This is a genomic window from Cupriavidus sp. (assembly GCF_057315035.1).
Genome location: NZ_DBHKYV010000033.1, coordinates 42,886 through 65,738, shown reverse-complemented (window position 1 = coordinate 65,738; position 22,853 = coordinate 42,886). Strand labels below are relative to the sequence as shown.

Below are 22,853 nucleotides of genomic sequence, written 5' to 3'. Positions count from 1 at the left end.
CTCAGGTGCCGGTGCGCATGCGGTCTTCCACTTTTTCGCGCTCGTCCACGCGCAGGAACCAGCGGTAGTGGCCGCCTTTCGAGATCGGCGGCAAAGCGTCATCCACGGTCTGCCAGTGCTCGCCGCCGTCTTCGCTCGCGTAGACCTCGCCGGTCGCGGTGCCAGCCAGCAGCATGACCTCGTTGCCCCACTGATACAGGCCCATGCCTTCGATATTGCCGATCACCTCGGCAGGCATGCCATTGCGAATCTCTTGCCAGGTCTCGCCGCCATCCTCGCTGCGCATCACCGTAGCGTCCGCGCTGCGCTTGGCACCCCACTCGCGCGGTGCGTTGCCGGGTCCAGCGATATAAAGCACGTTCTCGTCGCGCGGGTCGATGAACATCGCGTCCGGATAGCCGATGCGGTCCGCGCGCGTCATCAGGTGTTTCCAGGTCTCGCCGGCATCGGCGCTGTAGTGCAGGCCTTCGCCGCCACACATGAACAGCTGCGCGGGATTCGACTGGCGGATCAATACACGGTGATTGTCGTGATAGAACTTGTCCTGCTCGGACTCATAGCTGCGCGGCTCGGTCCAGTTCGCGCCGTCGTCCGTGGTCTTCAGCAATGCGCCTTGTTCGATACACACATACAGCGTCTCCGGATGCGCCGGGTGGAAGGCCACGTTCTTGACGTGTGCCACATGAGGCGGCGGGGGGAAGGTCCATTTGTCCTGGTCCGGCACGGCGAGCATGGCGGAAACCTCGACCCAGTTTTCACCGAGATCGTCGCTGCGATACAGCGCTGATGGCTCCGTGCCGAGGTAGAGCACCACCTTGCCGTCACGCTGCTGCGCCGCCAGCGTGTAGATGTGCTCGCTCTTCAGGCCATTGCCACGCGGCTCCCAGGTCAGACCGAGATCGCGGCTGCACCACATGCCGCCCTTGCCGTGCGCGCCGGCAAACAGCAACCCCGACTGCGGTTCATAGAGCAATGCGCTGACATGACGGTCCTCCAGCGTGGAACGCTTGCGCTTCCAGGGGGCGCCTTGCCCCGCCCGTTCAAAGACATGCATGCCGTGCAGCGTGGCAACGAAAAGCTGGTTGGCGGGGCCGCTGCCGTGCGTGACCGTGCCGCCATTGCAAGAAAGGACTGCGATCAATTTGTTCTCCATTTCATGTGAAGCGGACGGTGCGTTGCGCCACACCATGCCACCGCCGTTCTCTCACCAGTGACTTGTGCAGTCGTGCCGGTCTGACGAAAAGTCTCGCCGCGAGAGTCTTTGACTTTTTTCTTGTTAGTCGAAATAATATGCAAAAAAGAATTACGCGTCAACGACGAGGCAGCCGGAATCCAAAGCCGATGCCTCGGACACCAGGCGCCGGCAGGCAACCGCCCTGTCAATCCGTGACTGCAGTAACTGGAGACAACACATGAACGACCAGCCCTCCTCCGCGGGCGCCTTGCTGAAGCTGCGCCTGGAGTCGGTCCAATACCTGGCCCGCGACACCCTGCTCTACGCCTTTGCATCGCCGGAAGGCAACGCCCTTCCCGCGAGCGAACCCGGCGCCCACATCGGCCTGCATCTGCCCAATGGCCTGGTGCGCCAGTACTCGCTGCTCGAAGGCGGACCCAACCAGCGGCACTATCAGGTCGGTGTAAAGCGCGACCCCAAGAGCCGCGGCGGATCGAGCTTCATGCATGACCAGTTGCGCCCCGGCGTGGTCATCGACGTGGAGCCACCGCGCAACAACTTTCCGCTGGACGAGGCCGCCTCGCATTCCGTGCTGATTGGCGGAGGTATCGGCATTACGCCGGTCCTTTGCATGGCAAGGCGGCTGAAGGCGCTCGGCCGCTCGATGACGCTGGTCTATTCGTGCCGCGACCGCGTCGACGTCGCCTTTCTGGAAGAGCTGCAGGGCTACGAGAACCTGCACCTGCATATCGATGCCGAAGCCGGCGGCGTGCTCGACATCGCGGCGCTGGTGGCCAGCCAGCCAGCGGACGCGCACTTCTACTGCTGCGGTCCCGGTCCGATGCTCGCTGCGTTCGAGGCCGCCACGGCGCAACTGCCGCCGGCGCAGGTCCACGTCGAGTATTTCACCGCGAAGCAGGAGGCCGCGCTGGACGGTGGCTACACCGTGGAGCTGAGCCGCAGCGGCAAGTCGCTGCAGGTACCGGGTGGCAAGACCATCCTGCAGGTACTCAGGGAAGCAGGCGTCGAAGTCGCGCACTCGTGCGAGGAAGGCGTGTGCGGTGCTTGCGAGACGCGCGTGCTGTCAGGCATTCCCGATCACCGCGACGCCATCCTCTCCGATCCGGAGAAAGCCGCCAACAACACCATGATGATCTGCTGCTCGGGCTGCAAGGGCGAGCGACTGGTCCTCGATCTGTAAGTCATTTCATCCACACCGGAGACACCCCATGATCATTGATTGCCACGGCCACGTCAGCCCTCCCGCCGAACTCTGGGTCTACAAGGCCCACATCCTGTCGCATCGCGGCGAGCACGGCCGCAAGATGCCGCCGGTAACCGACGAGGAAATCCTGCATTACGCCAATCGCAAGGAGATGGGCCCAGCCGGCCATATCGACCTGCTCGACCGCGCCGGCACCACCGTCCAGCTGCTGTCTCCGCGTCCGTTCCAGATGATGCACAGCACCAAGCCGGGCAAGCTCGTGCACTGGTTCACGGAAGAAACCAACAACATCATCGCGCGTACCGTGAAGCTGCTGCCGAAGCGCTTCATCGGCGTGGGCGGCCTGCCACAGGTGGCCGGCGACCCGATCGAAGTGGTGCTGCCGGAGCTGGAGCGTTGCGTGAAGGAACTGGGCTTCCGCGGCGTGCTGCTCAATCCCGATCCGTTCGAGAACAATGGTTCGGAAGCGCCGCCGCTGGGCGACCGCTACTGGTATCCGCTCTACGAGAAGCTGTGCGAACTCGACATCCCCGCGCATATCCATGCCACCGGCTCGCATTCCGCACGTTCGCCCTACACCGTCCACTTCATCAATGAAGAGACCATCGCCGTCTTCGGCCTGGTCAACTCCGATGTGTTCAAGGACTTCCCGTCGTTGAAGGTCCTCGTGTCGCATGGCGGCGGTTCCATTCCGTACCAGATCGGCCGCTTCCAGTCCGGCGCTGCGCGCGCGGGTCGCGACTTCCTGGCCGGCATGCGCAACCTGTACTACGACACCGTGCTGTATTCGGAAGAATCGCTGCGCCTGCTGATCAAGACCGTTGGTGCGGATCGCTGCCTGTTTGGTGCCGAGTGCCCCGGCGTGGGCTCGCAGGTCAATCCGGCCACCGGCCGCACGTTCGACGACATCAAACCCTTTATCGAGGGCTTCGATTGGCTGTCGCCGGAAGACAAGGACATGATCTTCCACGGCAACGCGCAAAAGCTCTTCAACCTCGATCTGGCCGCCTACCGCTGAAGCGGTCTGGCACGACCCGATTCGAAACGAGGAGACAACATGGCAAAAATCGTACTCGGCATGGGCACCTCGCATGGGCCCATGCTGGTCACGCCGCCGCAAACATGGGGCTCGCGCCTGCCCGATGATCGCCGCAGCCTGCATCACTACAAGGGCAGCACCTGGACCTTTGACGAGCTGGTCAGGGAGCGCGCATCGGAGAACCTTGCCGCGCAGATCACGCCCGAGGTCTGGGAGGCGCGCCACGCGCGCTGCCTGCAAGCCATCGAACGCATGGGGCAAATCCTTGCCGAAGCCCGCCCGGACGTTGCCGTGATCGTGGGCAACGACCAGATGGAAATCTTCGACGACATGCTGGTGCCCGCCTTCAGCGTGATGTGGGGCGAGACCATCGTCAACAACATGATCAGCGACGAGAAGCTGTCGCGGCTGCCTCCGGGCGTGGCTCACGCGATGCCCGGCTACATGCCCGCGGAGGCAACCTACGCCGGTGTGCCGGCGCTTGGCCGGCACCTGATCGAATCCGCCGTGGCCGACAACTTCGACGTCACCGCCCTGAAGCACCTGTCGGCCACCGAAACACCTCACGCATTCGGCTTCGTGTTCCGGCAGTTGATGAAGGACCAGGTCATTCCGACAGTCCCGGTACTGATCAACACGTTCTATCCACCGAACCAGCCCACCGCCGGTCGCTGCCATGCGTTCGGACGCTCGCTCGCCCGCGCGATCCGGTCGTGGGACAGCGATGCCCGCGTGGCGATCATCGCTTCGGGCGGGCTGACGCACTTCGTGATTGACGAGGCAGTCGACCGCCTGATCCTCGACAGCATGCGCGCGCACGACTTCGCGCCGGTAGAAGGACTCGGCGAAGCGATCTTCCAGGCCGGCACCTCGGAGGTGAAGAACTGGATTCCGGTGGCCGGCGCGATGGATGAGCTCGGCTTCGAGATGGAAGTAGTCGACTACGTGCCCTGCTATCGCAGCGAAGCCGGTACCGGCAATGCGATGGGATTCGCATGCTGGCGCCCCGCCAACTAAACGGAGACAAATGGATGACCAAGCCAAACGAATATGTACACCGCCTGCGCCGGCTCGATTGCTGCGCGGTTTCCGACGCCCTGGACAAACTTGGCCTGGCTGGCGTGGTAAGCGGCGTGCGGCAGGAAGCCGGCGAAGCCCGCATTGCCGGCCGGTCGATCACGGTCAAGCTCGGAACCGGCGCACCGCCACCGGGTGAGCCGCGTCACCTCGGGACCACCGCCATCGAGGCTGGCGGGCCCGACGACGTGATCGTCGTGGAACAACGCAGCGGCGTAGAGGCTGGCAGCTGGGGCGGCATGCTCTCGCTAGGTGCAAAAGTGAAGGGGATTGCCGGCGTGGTGGCCGACGGCCCGGTGCGCGACATCGACGAAGCGCGCGCCATGGACTTCCCCATCTTCACGTGCTCGCTGACGGCCCGCACCGCGCGCGGCCGCGTGGTGGAGAAAGGTACCAACGTACCGGTCAAGGTATGGGACGTCGATGTGGCGCCCGGCGACTACGTGCTGGCAGACCGCAGCGCGGTCATCTTCATCGCCGCGGCAGATATTGAACGTGTGCTGGAGACCGCCGAAGCCATCGTCGCGCGCGAGGCCCGCATGGCCAAGGCCGTACTGGCCGGCACGCCGATGAGCCAGGTGATGGGCGGCAACTACGAATTCATGCTGAAGGAATAAGCCATGTCGGAACAAACGCAACAAATTGAAGACCAGAACGTCGCGCGTGCATCGAAGCTCGACACCGCCACCATCAGCGACGCGATGGACCGCCTCGGCATCGTTGGCCAGTGCCGCTCGATCAAGCCACGCGACCCCGCCTTCCGCATGACGGGCCGTGCATTCACCATTCTCTACGGTCCCGCGGCAAGCCCGCCGGGCACGGTTGGCGACTTTATCGACGACGTGCCGCCCGGCCATGTGGTCGTGCTCGACAACGGCGGCCGTACCGATGCCACGGTCTGGGGCGACATCATGACCGAGATCGCCCATCGCCGCGGCATTGCCGGCACGGTCATCGACGGCATCAACCGCGACGTCCACCTGTGCCTGGCCCTTGGCTACCCGGTCTATTCGCGCGACAACTGGATGCGCACGGGCAAGGACCGCGTGCAGGTGGAAGCGACCAATGTCCCGGTGAACATCGGCGACGTACGCGTTGCGCCGCACGACATCCTGCGCGGTGATGCGGACGGCCTGGTGTCGATCCCGCGCGAGCATGAGGAACGCATCCTGGCCGTGGCGGAAGAGATCGAGGCCGCAGAGGGTGCCATCCGCGCCGCGGTCGCGGGCGGCATGCGCCTGGACGAAGCGCGCAAACAGTTCCGCTACCACCAACTGCAGACGCGCACCGAAGGAGCCAAGGCATGAGCCTCACCATTGACCGAACCGATCGGATCGACCCGCGCGAGACCACGCAACTGGAGTTCGCACGCACGGCCCCGGCCGTCGTCGAAGCTGCCCGTGTGATTCCTACAGCCACCCTGCATGAAGCCGGCGGCAAGATTGGCGCCCTGCCCTCCGTGATCAAGCCGGTGGCGCCCGGCTTCCGCCTGTGCGGACCGGCGGTGACAGTGCACGCGCCTGGTGGCGACAACCTGTGGCTGCACCGCGCCATCTACGCCGCGCAACCGGGTGACGTGCTGGTGGCGTCGGTCAGCGATGCGTTCGAGCATGGCTATTGGGGCGAGGTGATGTCCACCGCCAGCCAGGTACGCGGCCTTGCCGGCCTGGTCATCGATGGCTGTGTGCGTGACGGCATACTGCTCGAAGAACTCGGCTTTCCCGTTTTCGCACGCGGCCTCTGCATTCGCGGCACCGGGAAGGACTTCGGCGCACGCGGCTGGATCAATGCACCCACCGTGTTCGGCGATGTCACCGTACATGCCGGCGACCTGATCGTTGGCGATGGCGACGGTGTGGTGTGCATTCCGCGCGACCGCGCTGGCAAGGTGGTCGATGCCGGATTGGCGCGCGAAGCGGCGGAAGCCGAGCAATGCCGGCGCCTCAAGGCTGGCGAGACGACCCTCGACATCTTTGGCTGGAACTGAAGGCGTCTTCCCATAAGCGAAACCGCCTGCATGCAGGCAGGCGTATCGCTGGACCAAAGCGGAAGGAGAAAGTCATGAGCATCAGCACGACCGAGTTCAAGACTGCCATGCGCTCGCTGGCGGGTCACGTGTGCCTTATCACGACATGCGCAGAGGACGGGTCCCGCAGCGGCCTGACCGCCACGGCGGTCTGCTCTGTATCGGCAGACCCGCCCACCCTGCTGGTCTGCGTCAACCGCAACAGCGCGTCGTTCCAGGCCATCCAGAAAGCCGGCGTCTTTGCCGTGAACGTATTGGCGCTGGAAAGCCGTTATCTTGCCGACCGCTTCGCCAGCCCGCTGCCATCGGAGGAAAAATTCTCCCAAGGTTGCTGGGATCGCCGGTCTACCGGTGCGCCGCTGCTGCATGACGCGCTGGTCGGCTTCGATTGCCGGGTCGCCAGCGCGCTGGACGTGGGCACACACGGCATCCTGTTCGGCGCGATCGAAGCCGTACAGATCCGCAATGAGCGCGCCAGGCCGCTGCTCTACGCGCACGGCAGCTACGGGGAATTTGCATCGACGCATCCAGCTTCGGCGCAAGAGCTGCTATGGATCCCGTCCTGGAATCCGGAGGCAGTCGATTAGCAGCAGTTAAACACAGCAACACCATAAAACAGCAAAAATAGAGGAGACACAATGTTCTTTCGCCAACCCACAAAAGCAGGAAGATATCTATACCTGTCGTTTGGCATCGCATTACTTGGAGCCGCTGCAACGGTCCACGCGCAGCCCAGCGGCCTAACCATCGGCGGCCTGCTCGACGAAGGCATCGCCATCTACCGCGACAATGGCGGCCACTCGCAGGTGCGCATGCAGGACTCCGCCATCTATCCGTCCAAGTTCTACTTTCGCGGCACGGAAGACCTGGGCGGGGGACTGAAGGCATCGTTCAGCCTGGACTCGATGATCTCGCTCAGCACCGGCTCGCTCGATCCGCAGTCCCGCGGCGCATTGTTCGAGAACTCCGCCTGGGTAGGCTTGCGCAAGACCGGGCTTGGCGGCTTTCGCCTTGGCCAGCAGAATGACTTCGCCTTCGACTATTTCCTGATTGGTGCGATCGACCCGGCCACCGGCATCGCCGGGGGCATGCTGAACTTCCGCACCGGCAGCTTCGGCGCGGACCTGCTCGGCCTGAAGGGCCCGGCACAGATTGCCGCGGGAATTTCCGGTTCGCCATATGCGCCGATCACCAACGCGAATGGTGTGCCGGTTGGCATGTCGGCCATCAACTGGGATCGTGTGGGTGGCAAGCGCATGTCGAACGCCATCAAGGTGACGAGCGACGAGTTCGCGGGATTCTCGGTCGGCGCGATGTACAGCCTCGGAGAGGTGGCGGGCGACAACTCCGCCAATACCGGCAAGAGCGCGGTGATTGGTTACCGCAATGGTGACACGCGGGCGGCGGTGGTCTATACCGAGCAGAAGTTCGCGGCGGTGGCCGGTGGGCACGGCGGCATCGCCAACCTGCTGGCCGGCGCGCGCACCAAGGTGTACGGCTTCGATATCACCGGCATGTACAGCGATGCACGCAACACCGAGACCGGCGCCAAGATCTATGCATTGGCCGCTGGCATCGGCTATGAGCTGACACCCGACCTGATCCTGGGCGGCACCTACACCTACGAGAACGGCAACGCGCTGCTCAAGAACGTGATCATCAACCAGGGTGCGCTGCAGTTGACCTATACCTTCTCCAAGCGCACGGCCATCTATCTGGTCGGGGTGTACCAGCGCACCAACGGCGCCTATGCCGCGGAGATCGGCAATATCCTGGCCAACGGCAAGATCCAGTCAGTCGCACAGATCGGCATGATGCATCGGTTCTGATCCCACCGAAACTGGCGATGCGAGCGCGTGGCCTGGTGCCTGATCTTTATACGCCTCGCGCTGCCAGTACTTCCATCAAACCCGTCAGCACCAGTTGGCGACCCTGATCGTAGGCATCCAGCAGCATCTGGCGGTCCTTGGTGCTTAGCGCCTTCACCAGTTTCTGCTCCACATTCGCGCTCATATGCTCGCGGCGCAGCGTATGGTCGGCCGCCAGCGAGCGATAGCGATCGGTCAGCCGCATCAGCCGCAGCGCCTCGCGCTTGAGCACCTTGTTGGGAGACAGTTCAAAGATCGCGTCATGAAAGGCGCGGTGCTGCTCGATCCATTCCGAGCGCTTGCCTTCGGCCAGCAGTTCTTCAAGCTCCGCCAGCCGGGCCTTGAGCAACTTGATCTGAGCCGGCGTCGGCCACTCGATGCTGGCCAGCAATTCCGCTTCCAGCAGATGGCGCATCTGGTAGAGCTGACGCGCTTCATCGGAAGACAGCGGGGCCACGAAAAAACCACGATTCGGATCGTGCTCGATGATGCCCTCTGCCGCCAGCAGCTTCAGCGCTTCACGCACCGGCACCCGGCTGATGCCAAAGCGCTCGGCCAGATCGGATTGCCGCAGTTGCAATCCCGGGGAGAGGGTTCCCCGATTGATCAGCTTGCGCGTTTCCTGCGCAATCTGGGCCGGGATATCGATCCCGCTAAGTTCCTGGCTGGACATGCTTTTCATGTTGGAGCTTGTTATGCAATATTGCATGCAATTATATAGACTCCACGAACCACAGTCAGCCCTGGTGAGCATAGACGAAAAAAAACCCCGATGCTTGCGCATCGGGGCTTCTTGAACCTGACGTCGATTACATCGACACCGTGTCAGCCACTTGCTTGAAGTCTTCGATCTGGTCGAAGTTCATGTACTTGTAGATCTTGTCGCCGTTGGCGTTCAGCACGCCCATGTCGGCCATGTACTCTTCCTTGGTCGGGATGCGACCCAGGCGCGAGCAGATGGCTGCCAGTTCGGCGGAACCGAGGTACACGTTCGTGTTCTTGCCCAGACGGTTCGGGAAGTTACGCGTCGACGTCGACATCACGGTCGCGCCTTCGCGCACCTGTGCCTGGTTACCCATGCACAGCGAGCAACCCGGCATTTCGGTACGCGCACCGGCCGTGCCGAACACACCGTAGTGGCCTTCCTCGGTCAGTTGCTTCTGGTCCATCTTGGTCGGCGGCGCAACCCACAGCTTCACGGGGATGTCGCGCTTGCCTTCCAGCAACTTCGAAGCGGCGCGGAAGTGGCCGATGTTGGTCATGCACGAACCGATGAACACTTCGTCGATCTTCGCACCAGCCACATCTGCCAGCGTCTTCACGTCGTCCGGGTCGTTCGGGCAGGCCACGATCGGCTCATGCACGTCGGCCAGGTCGATCTCGATCACGGCTGCGTATTCGGCGTCGGCGTCCGGCTCCAGCAGCTTCGGATCGGCCAGCCATGCTTCCATGGCCTTGATACGGCGCTGCAGGCTGCGCGGGTCCTGGTAGCCTTCGGCGATCATCCACTTCAGCAGCGTGATGTTGCTGTTGATGTATTCGATGATCGGTTCCTTGTTCAGGCGCACCGAGCAACCGGCGGCCGAACGTTCGGCCGAAGCGTCGGACAGTTCGAAAGCCTGTTCCACCTTCAGGTCGGGCAGGCCTTCGATTTCAAGGATACGGCCCGAGAAGATGTTCTTCTTGCCTTGCTTGGCCACGGTCAGCAGGTCCTGCTTGATCGCGTACAGCGGAATGGCGTTGACCAGGTCGCGCAGCGTAACGCCCGGCTGCATCTTGCCCTTGAAGCGGACCAGCACCGATTCCGGCATGTCCAGCGGCATCACGCCGGTGGCGGCGGCAAAAGCCACCAGGCCCGAACCGGCCGGGAAGCTGATACCGATCGGGAAGCGGGTGTGCGAGTCACCGCCCGTGCCCACGGTGTCGGGCAGCAGCATGCGGTTCAGCCACGAGTGAATCACGCCGTCGCCAGGGCGCAGCGAGATGCCGCCACGGGTGCTGATGAACTGCGGCAGCGTGTGGTGCGTCTTCACGTCCACCGGCTTCGGGTAAGCGGCGGTGTGGCAGAACGACTGCATCACGAGGTCGGCCGAGAAGCCCAGGCAGGCCAGGTCCTTCAACTCGTCGCGCGTCATCGGGCCAGTGGTGTCCTGCGAGCCCACCGAGGTCATCTTCGGTTCGCAGTACGTGCCCGGGCGGATACCCTTGCCTTCTGCCAGACCGCAGGCGCGGCCCACCATCTTCTGGGCCAGCGTGAAGCCCTTGCCCGTATCGACCGGGTTCTGCGGCAGGCGGAACAGCGTCGACGGTGCCAGGCCCAGTGCCTCGCGGGCCTTGGCGGTCAGGCCACGGCCGATGATCAGCGGAATGCGGCCGCCGGCGCGCACTTCGTCGAACAGCACGTCGGACTTGACCTTGAATTCGGAGATTACCGCGCCGTTCTTGAGGGCCTTGCCTTCATAGGGGCGCAGTTCCACGACGTCGCCCATTTCCATCTGCGACACGTCGAGTTCGATCGGCAGTGCGCCGGCGTCTTCCATCGTGTTGTAGAAGATCGGAGCAATCTTGCTGCCCAGGCACACGCCGCCGAAACGCTTGTTCGGCACGAACGGGATGTCTTCGCCGGTGAACCACAGCACCGAGTTGGTGGCCGACTTGCGGCTCGAACCGGTACCGACCACGTCGCCCACGTAGGCCACGAGGTTGCCCTTTTCCTTCAGCGACTCGATGAACGCCACCGGGCCGCGCTTGCCGTCTTCTTCAGGCTGGAACGCAGCGCCCTCGCGCTTGTTCTTCAGCATGGCCAGCGCGTGCATCGGAATGTCCGGGCGCGTGGTGGCGTCCGGGGCCGGCGACAGGTCGTCGGTATTGGTTTCGCCCGGCACCTTGAACACGGTGATCGTCAGCGATTGCGGCAGTTCCGGACGGCTCGTGAACCATTCGGCATCGGCCCAGCTTTGCAGCACGGACTTGGCGTTGGCGTTGCCCTTGTCGGCCTTTTCCTTCACGTCATGGAAGGCGTCGAACATCAGCAGCGTCTTCTTGAGCGCTTCGCCAGCGACGGTACCGACTTCGGCGTCGTCCAGCAGTTCGATCAGCGGCGAGATGTTGTAGCCGCCCAGCATGGTGCCGAGCAGTTCGGTGGCGCGGGCGCGCGAGATCAGCGGAGTCTTTTCCGAACCCAGGGCCACGGCGGCCAGGTACGAGGCCTTGACCTTGGCGGCGTCATCCACGCCAGCCGGCACGCGGTAGGTAATCAGGTCCACCAGGGCCTGCTCCTCGCCCGCCGGCGGGTTCTTGATCAGTTCGATCAACTCGGCAGTCTGCTTGGCGGTCAGCGGCAGAGGAGGAATGCCAAGCGCGGCGCGTTCGGCGACATGGGCGCGATAGGTATCAAGCATGGGAACCTGCTGTTAATAGGGGTTTGTAACGGTACTGGCTTGTCTCTTGTGGACTGGTGGCGCAGAACCTCCAGTTGCCGCGTGATTGTAATCCGAAGACGGACTCAGATCAAACGTCTTATATCTTATATAAGAGTTAAACAACATGAAACGAGGCGCAGCAACGGTTGGCGGCTGCAAGACTGCGCAAACCTGCAGAAATGACGTCGCATCGTCCCCACACAGCCTTGTGCTTCGACATGCCATCGCGCGCACATTGAATGTGCCGCATGCGCCATACAGCCCTATCATCGGCGGTTCACACGTCATAGATGTCTTAAGTTCCGCGCCCCTTTATCGTTAACCAGCATGCAGGCGCAAATGGCGCGCCGATGCGCCCCTGCGCCCGATGCCCGACCAGCTCAAACGGCCAAGCTGAGCGGGTTTCCCCCTTTTTATCGGCCCTTTGCTTGCCCGCGATTCGGGAAGAATTGCAGGCATTCCGACACAGGCATCTCATGGCGAACACGCTTTCCCCCTCCCAGAACGGCGGCAACACGAGCAAGCGCGGCCGACTGATGCTGATCGGCGGCGGCGTGCTGGTGGTGGCGCTGGCCGCAGGCGGCTTCGTACTGGGCAGCGTTCTCAGCGGCAATCACCAGCCGGCGGCTCCGGCTGCCCCGGTCCTGCCGCCGCCGATTTTCGTGCCGCTGGATGCGTTCACCGTGAACCTGAAGAGCGACGACGGCGACCGTTTCCTGCACACCGGGCTGTCGCTCAAGGTGGGTGACGCGGAAACGCAGGCCCGCCTGGCGCAGTACCAGCCGGAAGCACGCAGCCGCATCCTGCTGCTGCTCTCGGCGCGCCAGCCCGCGGACCTGGCCACGGTGGAAGGCAAGCGCAAGCTGGCCCAGGACATCCAGGCGGCTATCAGCCAGCCGTTTGCCCCGAGCCTGCCGCCGCAGAAAGTGCTGGATGTCTTGTTTACATCGTTCGTGGTGCAGTAAAGCCGTACCTGCGCCGCGAACCCAGAGCCAAACCGATATGAAACTGCCCGCCGATTCCCTCTACTGCCGCCGCGCCGTGCGCGGCGCCTGAAGATGGACATGGACCGTTTCATCCTTACAGCCGTTCACGGGGCAGGACACTAGATGGCCTACGACAAGTTCCTCTCGCAGGACGAGGTAGACGAACTACTGAAAGGCGTATCTGGCGAAGCCGATACGCCAACCGCAAGCGCACCGGTGGTCGAGGAAGGCGGCGTACGGCCGTACAACCTGGCCAACCAGGAACGCGTGGTCCGGGGCCGCCTGCACACGCTCGAAATCATCAACGAGCGTTTTGCCCGCGCGCTGCGCACGGCGCTGTTCAACTTCATCCGCCGCGGCGCCGACATCTCGGTGGGCACCGTAAGGATCGAGAAGTACGGCGATTTCGTGCGCAACCTGCCCGTGCCGACCAACCTGAACCTGGTCCACATGAAGCCGCTGCGGGGCACCGCGCTGTTCGTGTATGACCCGAACCTGGTCTTCCTGGTCGTCGACAACCTGTTCGGCGGCGATGGCCGGTTCCATACCCGCGTGGAAGGCCGCGACTTCACGCAGACCGAGCAGCGCATCATCCGCCGCATGCTCGACCTGACGCTGAACAGCTACAGCCAGGCCTGGGGCACCGTGCATCCGATCGAGTTCGACTATGTCCGCTCGGAGATGCACACCAAGTTCGCCAACGTGGCCGGCCCGAACGATGCCGTGGTAACCACCGCGTTCCATATCGAACTGGGCGCCGTGGGCGGACAACTGCATATCTGCATTCCCTTCTCGATGATCGAGCCGCTGCGTGATCTGCTGATGAATCCGCTGCAGGACGAAGTCGAGGTGGACAAGCGCTGGCTCGGCCAGCTTTCCAACCAGTTGCGTGCCGCCGAAGTCGAACTGGTGGCCGAATTCGCACACATCCGCAGCACCGTGGCCGAGGTACTGGCCCTGCGCCAGGGCGACGTGCTGCCGATCGAACTGCCCGAGAAGATTTTCGGCAAGGTCGACGGCGTGCCCGTCATGCAGTGCGGTTTCGGCACCATGAATGGCCAGTACGCACTGCGCGTGGAACGAATGATCAACTACCAAGACAGCGATTCCAACAAGGAAACCGATCATGACTGACGGCACTCAGGACAAGCCGGTCGATCCGATGGACGATTGGGCCAGCGCCCTGGCGGAGCAGACCAGCGCCGAGCAGGTGGCGCCCGCTGCCGCACCGGCCGCGACCACCGCCCCGGCGGCACAGGCCATGCCTGCCGCCACGCCCGCGGCTTCCACCGTGTTCCCGCCGCTGGCGCAAGAAGCGCCGAGCGGATTCCACAACGATATCGGGATGATTCTCGATATCCCGGTGCAGCTGACCGTGGAACTGGGCCGCACCAAGGTACCCATCAAGAACCTGCTGCAACTGGCGCAAGGTTCCGTAGTGGAGCTCGACGGCCTGGCCGGCGAACCGATGGACGTGCTCGTGAACGGCTACCTGATCGCCCAGGGCGAGGTGGTGGTGGTGAACGACAAGTTCGGGATTCGCCTGACCGACATCATCACGCCGTCCGAACGTATCCGGAAGCTCAACAAATGACAGCCGCCTCGCGCCGGTTTGCAGCTGCCGCGCGCATTGCCTCCGGCATCGCCCTCGCGGGCCTTGCCTTGACCGGCGCGCAGGCCGCTGACGTCGTACTGAGCACCGCCCAGGCGGGCAACCCCGCCAGCGGCGCCGCCGCGAGTCACTTCGCGGCCAGCAGCACCCCGGTCATCAGCAGCGGGGCCAGCCTGGCCCAGGCTGGATTGGGGCTGTTCGCGGTCATCGCGCTGATCCTGGCCATGGCCTGGGTAGCGCGTCGCGTGGGCCTGGTGCGCCATGGCACCGGCAATGCCTCGATCAAGGTCGTAAGCAGCCTGATGCTGGGTCCCCGTCAGAAGATCGTGACCGTGGAAGTGGGTGACACCTGGCTCGTGCTCGGTGTCTCGCCCAACGAAATCCGCCCGCTCCATACTCTGCCGGCCCAGCCCGACAGCGGCGCACCCACGTCCTCGCACCCGTCCCAGCCGATGCAAGGCGGCTTTGGCGAGCGCCTGATGCGCGCCATGCAGGAAAACCTCAAGAAATGAATTCGCCGCGTGCCGCCGCCGTCGAGCGGCAACCCGTGAAGCCCATCGTGCGCCTGTCGCGCGTGGCCGGCACCGCCGCGCTGGCGTTGTTGCCGCTGGCATTGTGGCTCGCGCCCGAAAGCGCGCTGGCCCAGTCACTGCCTGGCCTGACCAGCCGCCCGGGTCCCGGTGGCGGCCAGACCTGGTCGCTGTCGATCCAGACGCTGGTCCTGCTGACGTCGCTGTCGTTCCTGCCGGCCGGCATGCTGATGATGACGGGCTTCACGCGCATCATCATCGTGCTGGGCCTGCTGCGCAACGCATTGGGTACGGCGTCATCTCCACCCAACCAGGTGCTGGTGGGCCTGTCGCTGTTCCTGACCTTCTTCGTGATGTCGCCGGTGTTCGACAAGGTCTACACCGACGCCTACAAGCCGCTGTCCGAGAACAAGATCAGCCTGGAAACCGCCGCGCAACGCGCCGCGGTACCGGTGCGTGCATTCATGCTGCGCCAGACCCGCGAAAAGGACCTGGCGATGTTTGCCCAGATGGCCAAGACGCCGGAAATGCAGAGCGCCGACGACGTGCCGTTCGCGGTGCTGGTGCCGTCTTTCGTGACCAGCGAGTTGAAGACTGCATTCCAGATTGGCTTCACGATCTTCATTCCATTCCTGATCATCGACCTGGTCGTGGCCAGTGTGCTGATGGCAATGGGCATGATGATGGTGCCACCCGCCACCATTTCGCTGCCGTTCAAGCTGATGCTGTTCGTGCTGGTCGATGGCTGGCAACTGCTGCTGGGTTCCCTGGCGCAGAGTTTCATGAACTGAGCGGAGCCCCGACATGACACCCGAAATGGTCATGACCATCGCCACGCAGGCGATGAAGATGACACTGATGCTGTCCGCCCCGCTGCTGCTCGTGGCGCTGGCCGCGGGCCTGGTGGTGAGCCTGTTCCAGGCCGCGACGCAGATCAACGAAATGACGTTGACGTTCATCCCCAAGCTCGTCGCGCTGTTCGTGACGATGGTGCTGGTCGGACCGTGGATGATCAACACGTTCGTCGACTACATGCGCGAAGTGTTCCAGGGCATCCCCGTCCTGGCGCACTGAGTTACCCCGTTCCCAACCCGCCAGGCCGAGCATCGTGTTCGAGGTCACCACGGACCAGATGTATGGGTGGATTGCCGCCTTCCTGTGGCCGATGTTCCGCCTGCTGGCACTGATCTCTACCGCGCCGCTGTTCAGTGAGTCGGCCATCCCGCGCCGCGCCAAGGTGCTGCTGGCCGCCGCGCTGGCCACCATTGTCTCGCCGACCATTGGCAAGATTCCGGTCGCGCCGGTGTATTCGTTCGAAGGCTTCCTGATCATCCTCAACGAAGTCGGCATCGGCGTGGCCATGGGCTTCTCGATGCGGCTGGTGTTCGCCGCGGTGCAGATGGCTGGCGAAGTGATCGGCCTGCAGATGGGCCTGTCGTTCGCATCGTTCTATGACCGTTCGGCGGGTGGGCAGACCATGGTGTTGTCCCGCTTCCTCAATATCGTTGCCATGCTGATGTTCCTGGCGCTGGACGGCCACCTGATGATGCTGGCCGCGCTGGTGGACAGCTTCCAGGGCGTGCCGATCGCTGGCGTGCCACTGTCCGGCCATGGCTGGGGCGTGGTGGCACGTGCCGGTTCGATGGTGTTCGCCTCGGGCACGCTGCTGTCGTTGCCAATGATTGCGGCACTGCTGACGCTGAACCTGGCCATGGGTATCCTGAACCGTGCCTCGCCGCAGTTGTCGATTTTCGCGGTGGGCTTCCCGGTGACCCTGCTGGGCGGCATGCTGGTGATGACGCTGTGCATGCCGCAGATGGGCGTCTACATGCAGCACCTGATCGACACCGGGCTGCAGACCGCGGCGACGGTGATCGACCAGTTGGCACCCAATTAGGCCCAGGCTGCCATCACGGCAACGCACCGGCCTGTTTCAGCACCGCACGTGCAATCTCCTGACGCCGGGCGCCCACCTCAGGTTGTGGCATGTCCAGGTTCATGGCGAACACATAGGTATCGTTGCCACGCGTGACCCAGCCCACCCACCAGCCCACATCGACCTTGCCGGACGTAGCCCACCCGGTCTTGGCGCGCAGGGTGTAGTCGGCGGTCTTCTCGATGGTCAGGATGTCGTCGAGCGCCTCGAAGCTGCGCTCTGAAATCAGCGGCACCTTGTGCGCCGCCGCGTCGCGCAGGAAATCGACCTGCTGGTAGGTGGTGATCTTCAGGTGCCCGTTGAGCCAGAACGCGTCTACCGGCCCGTCGACATCGGCATTGCCGAAATGCGCGGCGGACAGGTACTTGCGATACTGCGCCGCCCCCACCCGCCGCGCCAGCGCCTTGTAGGCCGGCACGCACGAGTTCTTCAGCGCCACGCGCAGCGTGACATCGCCATTGCACACCGGCGGCAGGATCGGCTTGCCATGATGCATCCAGACCTTGCCGTCCCACGGCAACGTATCGTGGTCGACATCGGCCACGCCGCCCGTTTCGAGTCCGATCAAGGAATTGAAGATCTTGAACGTGGACGCGGGCGAATAGGCCGTGGCGGCTCGCTGCGGGTTGTAGGTCAGCGTACGCTGCCGGCGCACGTCGTAGATCACCATCGTGCCGTCCACGCCGGCGGCGTCGAACAGCGGCTTGGCATCGATGGGGGTCTCGGCGGCATGCGCGATGGTGGCAACTGTGGCCGCGCCGGCCAGCAGCAGGGTCGTCAGGAGAATGCGGGCAAGTCTGTTTGGCATATCAACACGCTTTGCGGTTGGTTGGAGTTCGTCATGCTGACGGATGGCAATCCAGGCCCGGATCGTGGTGCGGAGCATAGGCGGACATGGCCGCAAGCGCCAACCACGCGAGCTGTAACACGCGTAACATGGCGGCCATGTCCGCATCCACGATCCTTGTCGAATTGTCCTCACCCTACCGCGTCGCCGACCACGCGGCACGCTACCAGTCGGTCTGGCTGCTGGCCCGCATCTGGCTGGCCGCATCGCGCGATAGCGAAGACCTGGCCGTAGCCACCGTACGGACACGCTTCGCCGATGCCGTCGATATCCGCATGATCGTGTCGCGCGCCTTTGCCGATTTCGCTCGCTGGGGCATTCCCGTCGGATGGGGCACGGACAAGGCCGTTGGCATCTCGGGACTTCGCACGACGAGCCGCAGCCGCGGGCCCTTCTGGATGCCAGTGGCCGCCGCGCGGCGCCTGCGCTTTGCCGCCGATGGCAAAGCGCTGGGCGCGGCTGGTGTAGCCCGCTGGCTGGGCCAATCGCCGGAGAACGACGCGGCAGCCCCGGCACGGACCGATGACGGCCTGCAGTACGTGATGCGCGACATGGCTTTCTGGCGCCATCTGACGCAGGCCATGCGCGGCGCGCAGGACGGCTTCGCAGGCGCGCTCGACCACAGCGTGGCCGAATCCTTCCGCGCGGCGCAACGCACGGCCAGCGACGATTTCCAGCACGCGCTGTCATTGCTCAAGGAAAGCCTTGCATGGCGGCGCAGTGACCGGCTCGACAAGAGCCGGACGGCATTGCGAAAATTCGAACGCATCGTGGTGGCCGGCGGCGTCAATGCCGCGTTGCCAACGTTTGCCGCCATGGCGCACGTGGTACGTGCATGGGAGCACTATGCGCGCAGCGACCTCGATGCCGCGCAACGCGAACTGGCGCGGCTGTCTGGCGATGCGGAACTGCGTCCCGTGGTGCGCTACAACCCGCGCATCCGTTTCGAGACACTGAATCTCGAAGCATTGGTGCACAAGAGCGTGGCAATGCGTGCTGACAGCCCGGATGCCGCACCAGCGCCGGCGCAGCGGCAGGATGCCGCGCGGCAGGCGCTCGATGCATTCTCCGGCGCGCTACAGGCCGCGTATGAAGCCGACTCGGTCGACGCAGTCCAGCATGCGGCGGCCAATATCGGCTGGTCGCTGTGGCTGTTCTGGCAACATCGTCTTGTCGACGCCGCGCGCACGATGGCGGCCGGCGACGTGCAGCAGCAGGCCATGCGCTGGCTTGGCCTGTCGGAATGGATTTGCGACCGCTTCGGCGTCGGCGGTGGTTCGGCATGGAACACGATATTCCTGCTGCGCGTGGCGCGCGGCCATCTCGATAGCCATGCCGCCCCATCACTGGCCGCGTTCCGCGCGCAACAACCGCTGACCGTAACCGCCGCAATCGACGCGCTGCGGCCGTTCCACGCACCGTTTGCGCCGGCAAAGGGCTTTGTGCGCTGGTCGTCGGTAGCCGCCTTTGCGCTGGAAGAGCACGACACCGGACGCGTGCGTTACAACGCGCTGCAGTTGGCCAACCTGTTGCTGGAAACGGCCTGGTATCTCACGCACGAGCAAGGCGCGTCCCGGCAGGCGTATGGGGCCATGGAGCGGCTTGCGGTACAGCTTGGTGCGCTGCGTGCCGGCGAGCGCGGCTTTTTCCACGCCAGTATCAATATGTTCCCGCCAGAGCTGCGCGCGGCCGCCGCCGAAGCGGCCCGCGCGCAGCGCAAGCGTTCAGACCCTGCCTGATCTGGCGTTCAGCTGTACGCGACGTTGCCGCCGAGACGCCGCGCCGACTGACCTGTTACCAGGCGCCGCGCAGCATCACCGCTTGCCGGCAGCTTGAAGAAGGCCACCGCGTCGGTCAGCAGCTTGCCCTGCTCTTCCAGAGACTTCGATGCAGTGGCTGCCTCATGCACCAGCGACGCATTCTGCTGTGTCACCTGGTCGATCTGCACGATGGCCTGGTTGACCTGCTCGATGCCGCGATTCTGCTCGGCCGATGCGGAAGAGATCTCGTCGACGATATTCGTCACGCGCGCCACTGCCTGCGTGACTTCGGTCATGGTCTGGCCTGCCTCGCTGGCCAGCGTCGAACCCGCCTGCACCTGTGCAACCGACGCTTCGATCAGTTCCTTGATCTCCTTGGCTGCGGTCGAGGATCGTTGCGCAAGGCTGCGTACCTCGCTGGCCACCACGGCAAAGCCGCGACCCTGCTCGCCGGCGCGTGCCGCTTCCACCGCGGCGTTCAGCGCCAGGATGTTGGTCTGGAACGCGATGCTTTCGATCATGCCGGTGATATCGGCGATCCGGGCCGAACTGGCGCTGATGCCTTGCATGGTATCGACCACGCGTCCCACGGTGCCACTGCCACGCTGCGCCACATCGGCCGCATTGCGCGCCAGTTCGCTGGCCTGCCGCGCGTTCTCGGTGTTGTGACGCACCGTGGCAGTCAGCTCTTCCATGCTCGCGGCCGTTTCCTCCAGCGATGCGGCCTGCTGCTCGGTGCGGCTCGACAGATCCATATTGCCATTGGCGATCTCGCCAGTGGCCAGGGCAATGCTGCCACTGCTCTCACGCACGCGCGCCACAGTTTCCGTCAGCCGGTCGTTCATGTCGCGCAACGCACCCAGCAGGCGGCCGGTTTCGTCTTGCGAGTTCACCTCGATATGGGTACCGATCTCGCCGCGCGCGACGGTACGCGCGACTTCCACGGCGCGCTGGATCGGGCCCGTGATGGAGCGCGTCAGCGTCAGGCCACCGAGCAGGCCAAACACCACTGCGGCGATCGCCACGATGATCAGGAAGATGCGTTGCCGCGCATAGTCGTCATTGAGCTTCTGGACCATCTCGTGCTGGCGCGCACGCGTGAATTCCGCGTAGTCGCGCGTGGCCTTGATCAACGCGGCCAGCAGCGGCCGGCATTCGGCGTTCATCTTGGCGATGGCCGCTTCCTGCTTCTTGTCGAGTGCGAGACCCACGATGTCGGTGGCAACCGGGCCATAGCGTGCTTCCACCCGGTCCATCTCGGCCACCAGGTTGCGCGCGCCTTCGCTGACACCTTCGGCCATGATCATCTGCTTGAGCTTGCCCAGGCGTTCCTGTACATCGCTGTGGGCCTTCAGGACTTCGGCCTTTTCCAGGTCGAGGTCGGCCTGCGTGGTGACAAGTACAAGATTGCGCGCCGCAATCGCGCGCCGGTCCACTGCCGTGCGCACCTGCGCTGCCACTTCGGCGCGCGCATTCAGGCCGTTGATGTATGCACTGAAGCCATCGGTGGACTGGCTGAGCGCGCGCAACGATAGCCCCGATACCACCAGCACCACGAGCGCCAGCGTGCCAAACCCGGCAAGGAGTCTGGTCTTGATCGACAGATCTCGGAATTTCACGGTATTCCCCTCTATTTCCCGAACAAAAATGGCCGAACGGCACAGGCCAAACACGATCGCACCATGGCTCGTGAACGGGTGAGCGCGTGGGGCGGGCATCGTTGAAGCAACCCGTTCTATCTGAATTGGCATGCCGTGAGACGGCCAAGTCACTGGCCGCCGCCAGCTGGCGTTTTAGACGCCATGCTCTAAATGTATTGTTCGCAGGCTAACGGCAAACCGCAGCAACTTTGACCCCTACACGAGGAGGGTGCACGCAATACAACGCCTCGGTTCTTCTCCGTCTACGCAACGCATTGCATACTCGACCATCTTATAAATTGCATTAAACATGCATCTTTTATAGAATCAATTCCGTCACGTCATGACACGTTGCCTGAACTCCCGCACCGCGCTCCAACGCGCCTCGATCATGTCCGTCCTGCTGCAGATCTCCCCACCTTCGCGCACCCCGGCCTATCGTGGCTTGCCGGTGCTGGCATTGGGCTTTCGTCCGTTCTACCTGCTGGCCGCCGCGTTCGGCGCCTTAGCCGTGGCTGCGTGGGTCGCCATGTACCTGGGCTGGTGGATACCGACGAGCCAGCCCTGGCTGGGTGCGATGCTCTGGCATGCGCACGAGATGGTGTTCGGCTTCTCAGCCGCCGTGGTGGTCGGGTTTCTGTTCACGGCGGGCAAGAACTGGACAGGGCTGCAAACGCCGCAGGGGGCCTGGCTCGGCGCACTGGCCGGTATCTGGCTACTGGCACGCGTGCTGATGTGGAGCGGCCCGCCGTGGGCCGCCATTGCCGTGGATGCCATGTTCCTGCCGCTATGCAGCCTGAGTTTCATCCGCATCCTGCGTCGCGCCAAAAGCCAGCGAAACTATGGGCTGGCCATCGCGCTTGGCGTGATGGGTGCATTCAATATCGGATTCCATGCCGCGGCGCTGGGCGGACGACCTGACTGGTCGCTTCACGCTGCTGAAGCCGCCACCGGCTTGGTCGCGATTTTCGTGACGGTGATTGGCGGACGCGTGATCCCGATGTTCACGGCCAATGCGATTCCCGGCGTGCGCATACGACGCTGGCAGGCCGTGGAGCGTCTGGTCATTGCGCTGACGTTGCTGGCCACCCTCGCCGCCGCCATGCAGGCGCCGGCCCTGCTTACCGCCCCGCTGGCATCGGGTGCCGCCATCGCTCATGCCGTGCGGCTGTCCGGCTGGGATCCGCTGCGCACATGGCGCAAGCCGATCGTCAGCATCCTGCACGTCGCCTATGCCTTCCTGCCGGCCGGATTCGTGCTGATTGCCGCCGCCTCTTTTGGTTGGCTCGACCGGTCCACCGCCCTGCATGCGTTGACCGTGGGCGTGATCGGTTGCGCGATCATCGCCATGGTCACGCGCACCGCGCTGGGCCATACCGGGCGCCGGCTCGAAACGAGCCGCATCGAACATCTGGCTTATCTGTGCATGGCTCTGGCTGCCGTCGTGCGCGTGGCCGGCCCGTTGCTGCTGCCCGCATGGAAGCCCCAGGCCATTGCGCTGTCGGGCGCATTGTGGGTAGTTGCGCTGGTGCTCTACCTGTTCAAGTACACGCCTTTCCTGCTGCGCCCGCGCCTGGATGGCAAGGAAGGTTGATCCGCTTTCTAGCCCAATCCAGCGCTGTCTCCCGTCCGCAACCCCAGCGTTGCGGACTCTAATTGATGTGATACGATGACTTACAACTAATGCGGCGACCGTCCGCATCGGTTGCCC

Annotated in this window: 22 protein-coding genes; 17 read left to right on the top strand and 5 right to left on the bottom strand. The window is 63.9% G+C overall.

Features of this window, described 5'->3' with window-relative positions; genetic code table 11:
* Nucleotide 1: 1 nt before the first annotated feature.
* Nucleotides 2–1,141 carry a DUF6242 domain-containing protein gene (locus ACO550_RS29300; RefSeq protein ID WP_315595620.1) on the bottom strand — a complete coding sequence of 380 codons (1,140 nt, stop codon included), beginning with the start codon at nt 1,139–1,141 and terminating at the stop codon, nt 2–4.
* Between the two features lie 271 nt (nt 1,142–1,412).
* Between ACO550_RS29300 and ACO550_RS29295 the strand changes: the two genes are divergently transcribed.
* The 8 genes from ACO550_RS29295 to ACO550_RS29260 all read left to right on the top strand — a co-directional run bounded on the left by ACO550_RS29295 (nt 1,413) and on the right by ACO550_RS29260 (nt 8,370).
* Complete coding sequence (locus ACO550_RS29295) at nt 1,413–2,375, top strand: 2Fe-2S iron-sulfur cluster-binding protein (protein ID WP_315595621.1); 963 nt, start codon at nt 1,413–1,415, stop codon at nt 2,373–2,375.
* A gap of 28 nt (nt 2,376–2,403) precedes the next feature.
* The gene (locus ACO550_RS29290) at nt 2,404–3,417 is read left to right on the top strand and encodes an amidohydrolase family protein (RefSeq protein ID WP_315595622.1); all 1,014 of its coding nucleotides are present in this window, start codon (nt 2,404–2,406) and stop codon (nt 3,415–3,417) included.
* 39 nt (nt 3,418–3,456) lie between these two features.
* On the top strand, nt 3,457–4,455 hold the full coding sequence (locus tag ACO550_RS29285; RefSeq protein WP_315595623.1) for a DODA-type extradiol aromatic ring-opening family dioxygenase: 999 nt from the start codon (nt 3,457–3,459) through the stop codon (nt 4,453–4,455).
* Between the two features lie 14 nt (nt 4,456–4,469).
* Nucleotides 4,470–5,132: an RraA family protein gene (locus ACO550_RS29280; RefSeq protein WP_315595624.1), complete on the top strand. Its 663-nt coding sequence runs from the start codon at nt 4,470–4,472 to the stop codon at nt 5,130–5,132.
* Nucleotides 5,133–5,135: 3 nt separating this feature from the next.
* The gene (locus tag ACO550_RS29275) at nt 5,136–5,822 is read left to right on the top strand and encodes an RraA family protein (protein ID WP_315595625.1); all 687 of its coding nucleotides are present in this window, start codon (nt 5,136–5,138) and stop codon (nt 5,820–5,822) included.
* Nucleotides 5,819–6,502 (top strand): 4-carboxy-4-hydroxy-2-oxoadipate aldolase/oxaloacetate decarboxylase, encoded by a 684-nt coding sequence (locus ACO550_RS29270; protein WP_315595626.1) that lies wholly within the window; start codon nt 5,819–5,821, stop codon nt 6,500–6,502. Before ACO550_RS29275 ends, ACO550_RS29270 begins: the two co-directional genes overlap by 4 nt.
* A gap of 74 nt (nt 6,503–6,576) precedes the next feature.
* The gene (locus ACO550_RS29265) at nt 6,577–7,128 is read left to right on the top strand and encodes a flavin reductase family protein (protein ID WP_315595627.1); all 552 of its coding nucleotides are present in this window, start codon (nt 6,577–6,579) and stop codon (nt 7,126–7,128) included.
* A 51-nt stretch (nt 7,129–7,179) separates the two neighbouring features.
* Nucleotides 7,180–8,370, top strand: coding sequence for a porin (locus ACO550_RS29260; protein WP_315595628.1), 1,191 nt, complete (start codon nt 7,180–7,182; stop codon nt 8,368–8,370).
* 46 nt (nt 8,371–8,416) lie between these two features.
* Here ACO550_RS29260 and ACO550_RS29255 read toward each other — a convergent pair whose 3' ends face one another.
* Nucleotides 8,417–9,082, bottom strand: a complete 666-nt coding sequence (locus ACO550_RS29255; protein WP_315595667.1) for a GntR family transcriptional regulator — start codon at nt 9,080–9,082, stop codon at nt 8,417–8,419.
* A 136-nt stretch (nt 9,083–9,218) separates the two neighbouring features.
* Complete coding sequence (gene acnB, locus ACO550_RS29250) at nt 9,219–11,810, bottom strand: bifunctional aconitate hydratase 2/2-methylisocitrate dehydratase (protein ID WP_315595629.1); 2,592 nt, start codon at nt 11,808–11,810, stop codon at nt 9,219–9,221.
* Nucleotides 11,811–12,307: 497 nt separating this feature from the next.
* Between acnB and fliL the strand changes: the two genes are divergently transcribed.
* The 7 genes from fliL (at nt 12,308) to fliR (ending at nt 16,856) form a co-directional block, all read left to right on the top strand.
* On the top strand, nt 12,308–12,796 hold the full coding sequence (fliL, locus tag ACO550_RS29245) for a flagellar basal body-associated protein FliL (protein WP_315595630.1): 489 nt from the start codon (nt 12,308–12,310) through the stop codon (nt 12,794–12,796).
* 144 nt (nt 12,797–12,940) lie between these two features.
* Nucleotides 12,941–13,951, top strand: a complete 1,011-nt coding sequence (gene fliM, locus ACO550_RS29240; protein ID WP_315595631.1) for a flagellar motor switch protein FliM — start codon at nt 12,941–12,943, stop codon at nt 13,949–13,951.
* Nucleotides 13,944–14,411, top strand: a complete 468-nt coding sequence (fliN, locus tag ACO550_RS29235) for a flagellar motor switch protein FliN (protein WP_315595632.1) — start codon at nt 13,944–13,946, stop codon at nt 14,409–14,411. The genes fliM and fliN overlap by 8 nt, the downstream gene beginning before the upstream one ends.
* Nucleotides 14,408–14,941, top strand: a complete 534-nt coding sequence (gene fliO / locus ACO550_RS29230; protein WP_315595633.1) for a flagellar biosynthetic protein FliO — start codon at nt 14,408–14,410, stop codon at nt 14,939–14,941. The genes fliN and fliO overlap by 4 nt, the downstream gene beginning before the upstream one ends.
* Entirely contained in the window at nt 14,938–15,750 is an 813-nt protein-coding gene (fliP, locus tag ACO550_RS29225; RefSeq protein WP_315595634.1) for a flagellar type III secretion system pore protein FliP, read from the top strand. Before fliO ends, fliP begins: the two co-directional genes overlap by 4 nt.
* A 13-nt stretch (nt 15,751–15,763) precedes the next feature.
* A complete protein-coding gene (gene fliQ, locus ACO550_RS29220; protein ID WP_315595635.1) occupies nt 15,764–16,033 on the top strand; it encodes a flagellar biosynthesis protein FliQ in 270 nt (89 codons plus the stop codon).
* Nucleotides 16,034–16,067: 34 nt separating this feature from the next.
* Nucleotides 16,068–16,856: a flagellar biosynthetic protein FliR gene (fliR, locus tag ACO550_RS29215; RefSeq protein WP_315595636.1), complete on the top strand. Its 789-nt coding sequence runs from the start codon at nt 16,068–16,070 to the stop codon at nt 16,854–16,856.
* 13 nt (nt 16,857–16,869) lie between these two features.
* On the opposite strand, the gene blaOXA is transcribed toward fliR, so the two are convergent.
* On the bottom strand, nt 16,870–17,703 hold the full coding sequence (gene blaOXA, locus ACO550_RS29210; protein ID WP_315595637.1) for an OXA-1206 family carbapenem-hydrolyzing class D beta-lactamase: 834 nt from the start codon (nt 17,701–17,703) through the stop codon (nt 16,870–16,872).
* An 86-nt stretch (nt 17,704–17,789) separates the two neighbouring features.
* On the opposite strand from blaOXA, the gene ACO550_RS29205 reads away from it, so the two are divergent.
* Complete coding sequence (locus ACO550_RS29205; protein WP_485995049.1) at nt 17,790–19,481, top strand: hypothetical protein; 1,692 nt, start codon at nt 17,790–17,792, stop codon at nt 19,479–19,481.
* 8 nt (nt 19,482–19,489) lie between these two features.
* Here the strand turns inward: ACO550_RS29205 and ACO550_RS29200 are convergent, their stop codons facing one another.
* Nucleotides 19,490–21,121, bottom strand: coding sequence for a methyl-accepting chemotaxis protein (locus ACO550_RS29200; RefSeq protein WP_315595639.1), 1,632 nt, complete (start codon nt 21,119–21,121; stop codon nt 19,490–19,492).
* 412 nt (nt 21,122–21,533) lie between these two features.
* Here ACO550_RS29200 and ACO550_RS29195 point away from each other — a divergent pair, with 412 nt between their 5' ends.
* Nucleotides 21,534–22,736: an NnrS family protein gene (locus ACO550_RS29195; protein WP_315595640.1), complete on the top strand. Its 1,203-nt coding sequence runs from the start codon at nt 21,534–21,536 to the stop codon at nt 22,734–22,736.
* Nucleotides 22,737–22,853: the final 117 nt, after the last annotated feature.

Bases quoted from the DNA above. Each gene is read 5' to 3' on its own strand.
- ACO550_RS29260 (WP_315595628.1), top strand. From the start codon at position 7,180: ATGTTCTTTCGCCAACCCACAAAAGCAGGAAGATATCTATACCTGTCG.
- fliP (WP_315595634.1), top strand. From the start codon at position 14,938: ATGAATTCGCCGCGTGCCGCCGCCGTCGAGCGGCAACCCGTGAAGCCC.
- ACO550_RS29280 (WP_315595624.1), top strand. From the start codon at position 4,470: ATGACCAAGCCAAACGAATATGTACACCGCCTGCGCCGGCTCGATTGC.
- ACO550_RS29270 (WP_315595626.1), top strand. From the start codon at position 5,819: ATGAGCCTCACCATTGACCGAACCGATCGGATCGACCCGCGCGAGACC.
- ACO550_RS29275 (WP_315595625.1), top strand. From the start codon at position 5,136: ATGTCGGAACAAACGCAACAAATTGAAGACCAGAACGTCGCGCGTGCA.
- ACO550_RS29195 (WP_315595640.1), top strand. From the start codon at position 21,534: ATGTCCGTCCTGCTGCAGATCTCCCCACCTTCGCGCACCCCGGCCTAT.
- fliQ (WP_315595635.1), top strand. From the start codon at position 15,764: ATGACACCCGAAATGGTCATGACCATCGCCACGCAGGCGATGAAGATG.
- ACO550_RS29265 (WP_315595627.1), top strand. From the start codon at position 6,577: ATGAGCATCAGCACGACCGAGTTCAAGACTGCCATGCGCTCGCTGGCG.
- blaOXA (WP_315595637.1), bottom strand. From the start codon at position 17,703: ATGCCAAACAGACTTGCCCGCATTCTCCTGACGACCCTGCTGCTGGCC.
- fliL (WP_315595630.1), top strand. From the start codon at position 12,308: ATGGCGAACACGCTTTCCCCCTCCCAGAACGGCGGCAACACGAGCAAG.
- acnB (WP_315595629.1), bottom strand. From the start codon at position 11,810: ATGCTTGATACCTATCGCGCCCATGTCGCCGAACGCGCCGCGCTTGGC.
- fliN (WP_315595632.1), top strand. From the start codon at position 13,944: ATGACTGACGGCACTCAGGACAAGCCGGTCGATCCGATGGACGATTGG.
- fliO (WP_315595633.1), top strand. From the start codon at position 14,408: ATGACAGCCGCCTCGCGCCGGTTTGCAGCTGCCGCGCGCATTGCCTCC.
- ACO550_RS29285 (WP_315595623.1), top strand. From the start codon at position 3,457: ATGGCAAAAATCGTACTCGGCATGGGCACCTCGCATGGGCCCATGCTG.
- ACO550_RS29205 (WP_485995049.1), top strand. From the start codon at position 17,790: ATGGCCGCAAGCGCCAACCACGCGAGCTGTAACACGCGTAACATGGCG.
- ACO550_RS29255 (WP_315595667.1), bottom strand. From the start codon at position 9,082: ATGTCCAGCCAGGAACTTAGCGGGATCGATATCCCGGCCCAGATTGCG.
- fliM (WP_315595631.1), top strand. From the start codon at position 12,941: ATGGCCTACGACAAGTTCCTCTCGCAGGACGAGGTAGACGAACTACTG.
- ACO550_RS29290 (WP_315595622.1), top strand. From the start codon at position 2,404: ATGATCATTGATTGCCACGGCCACGTCAGCCCTCCCGCCGAACTCTGG.
- ACO550_RS29295 (WP_315595621.1), top strand. From the start codon at position 1,413: ATGAACGACCAGCCCTCCTCCGCGGGCGCCTTGCTGAAGCTGCGCCTG.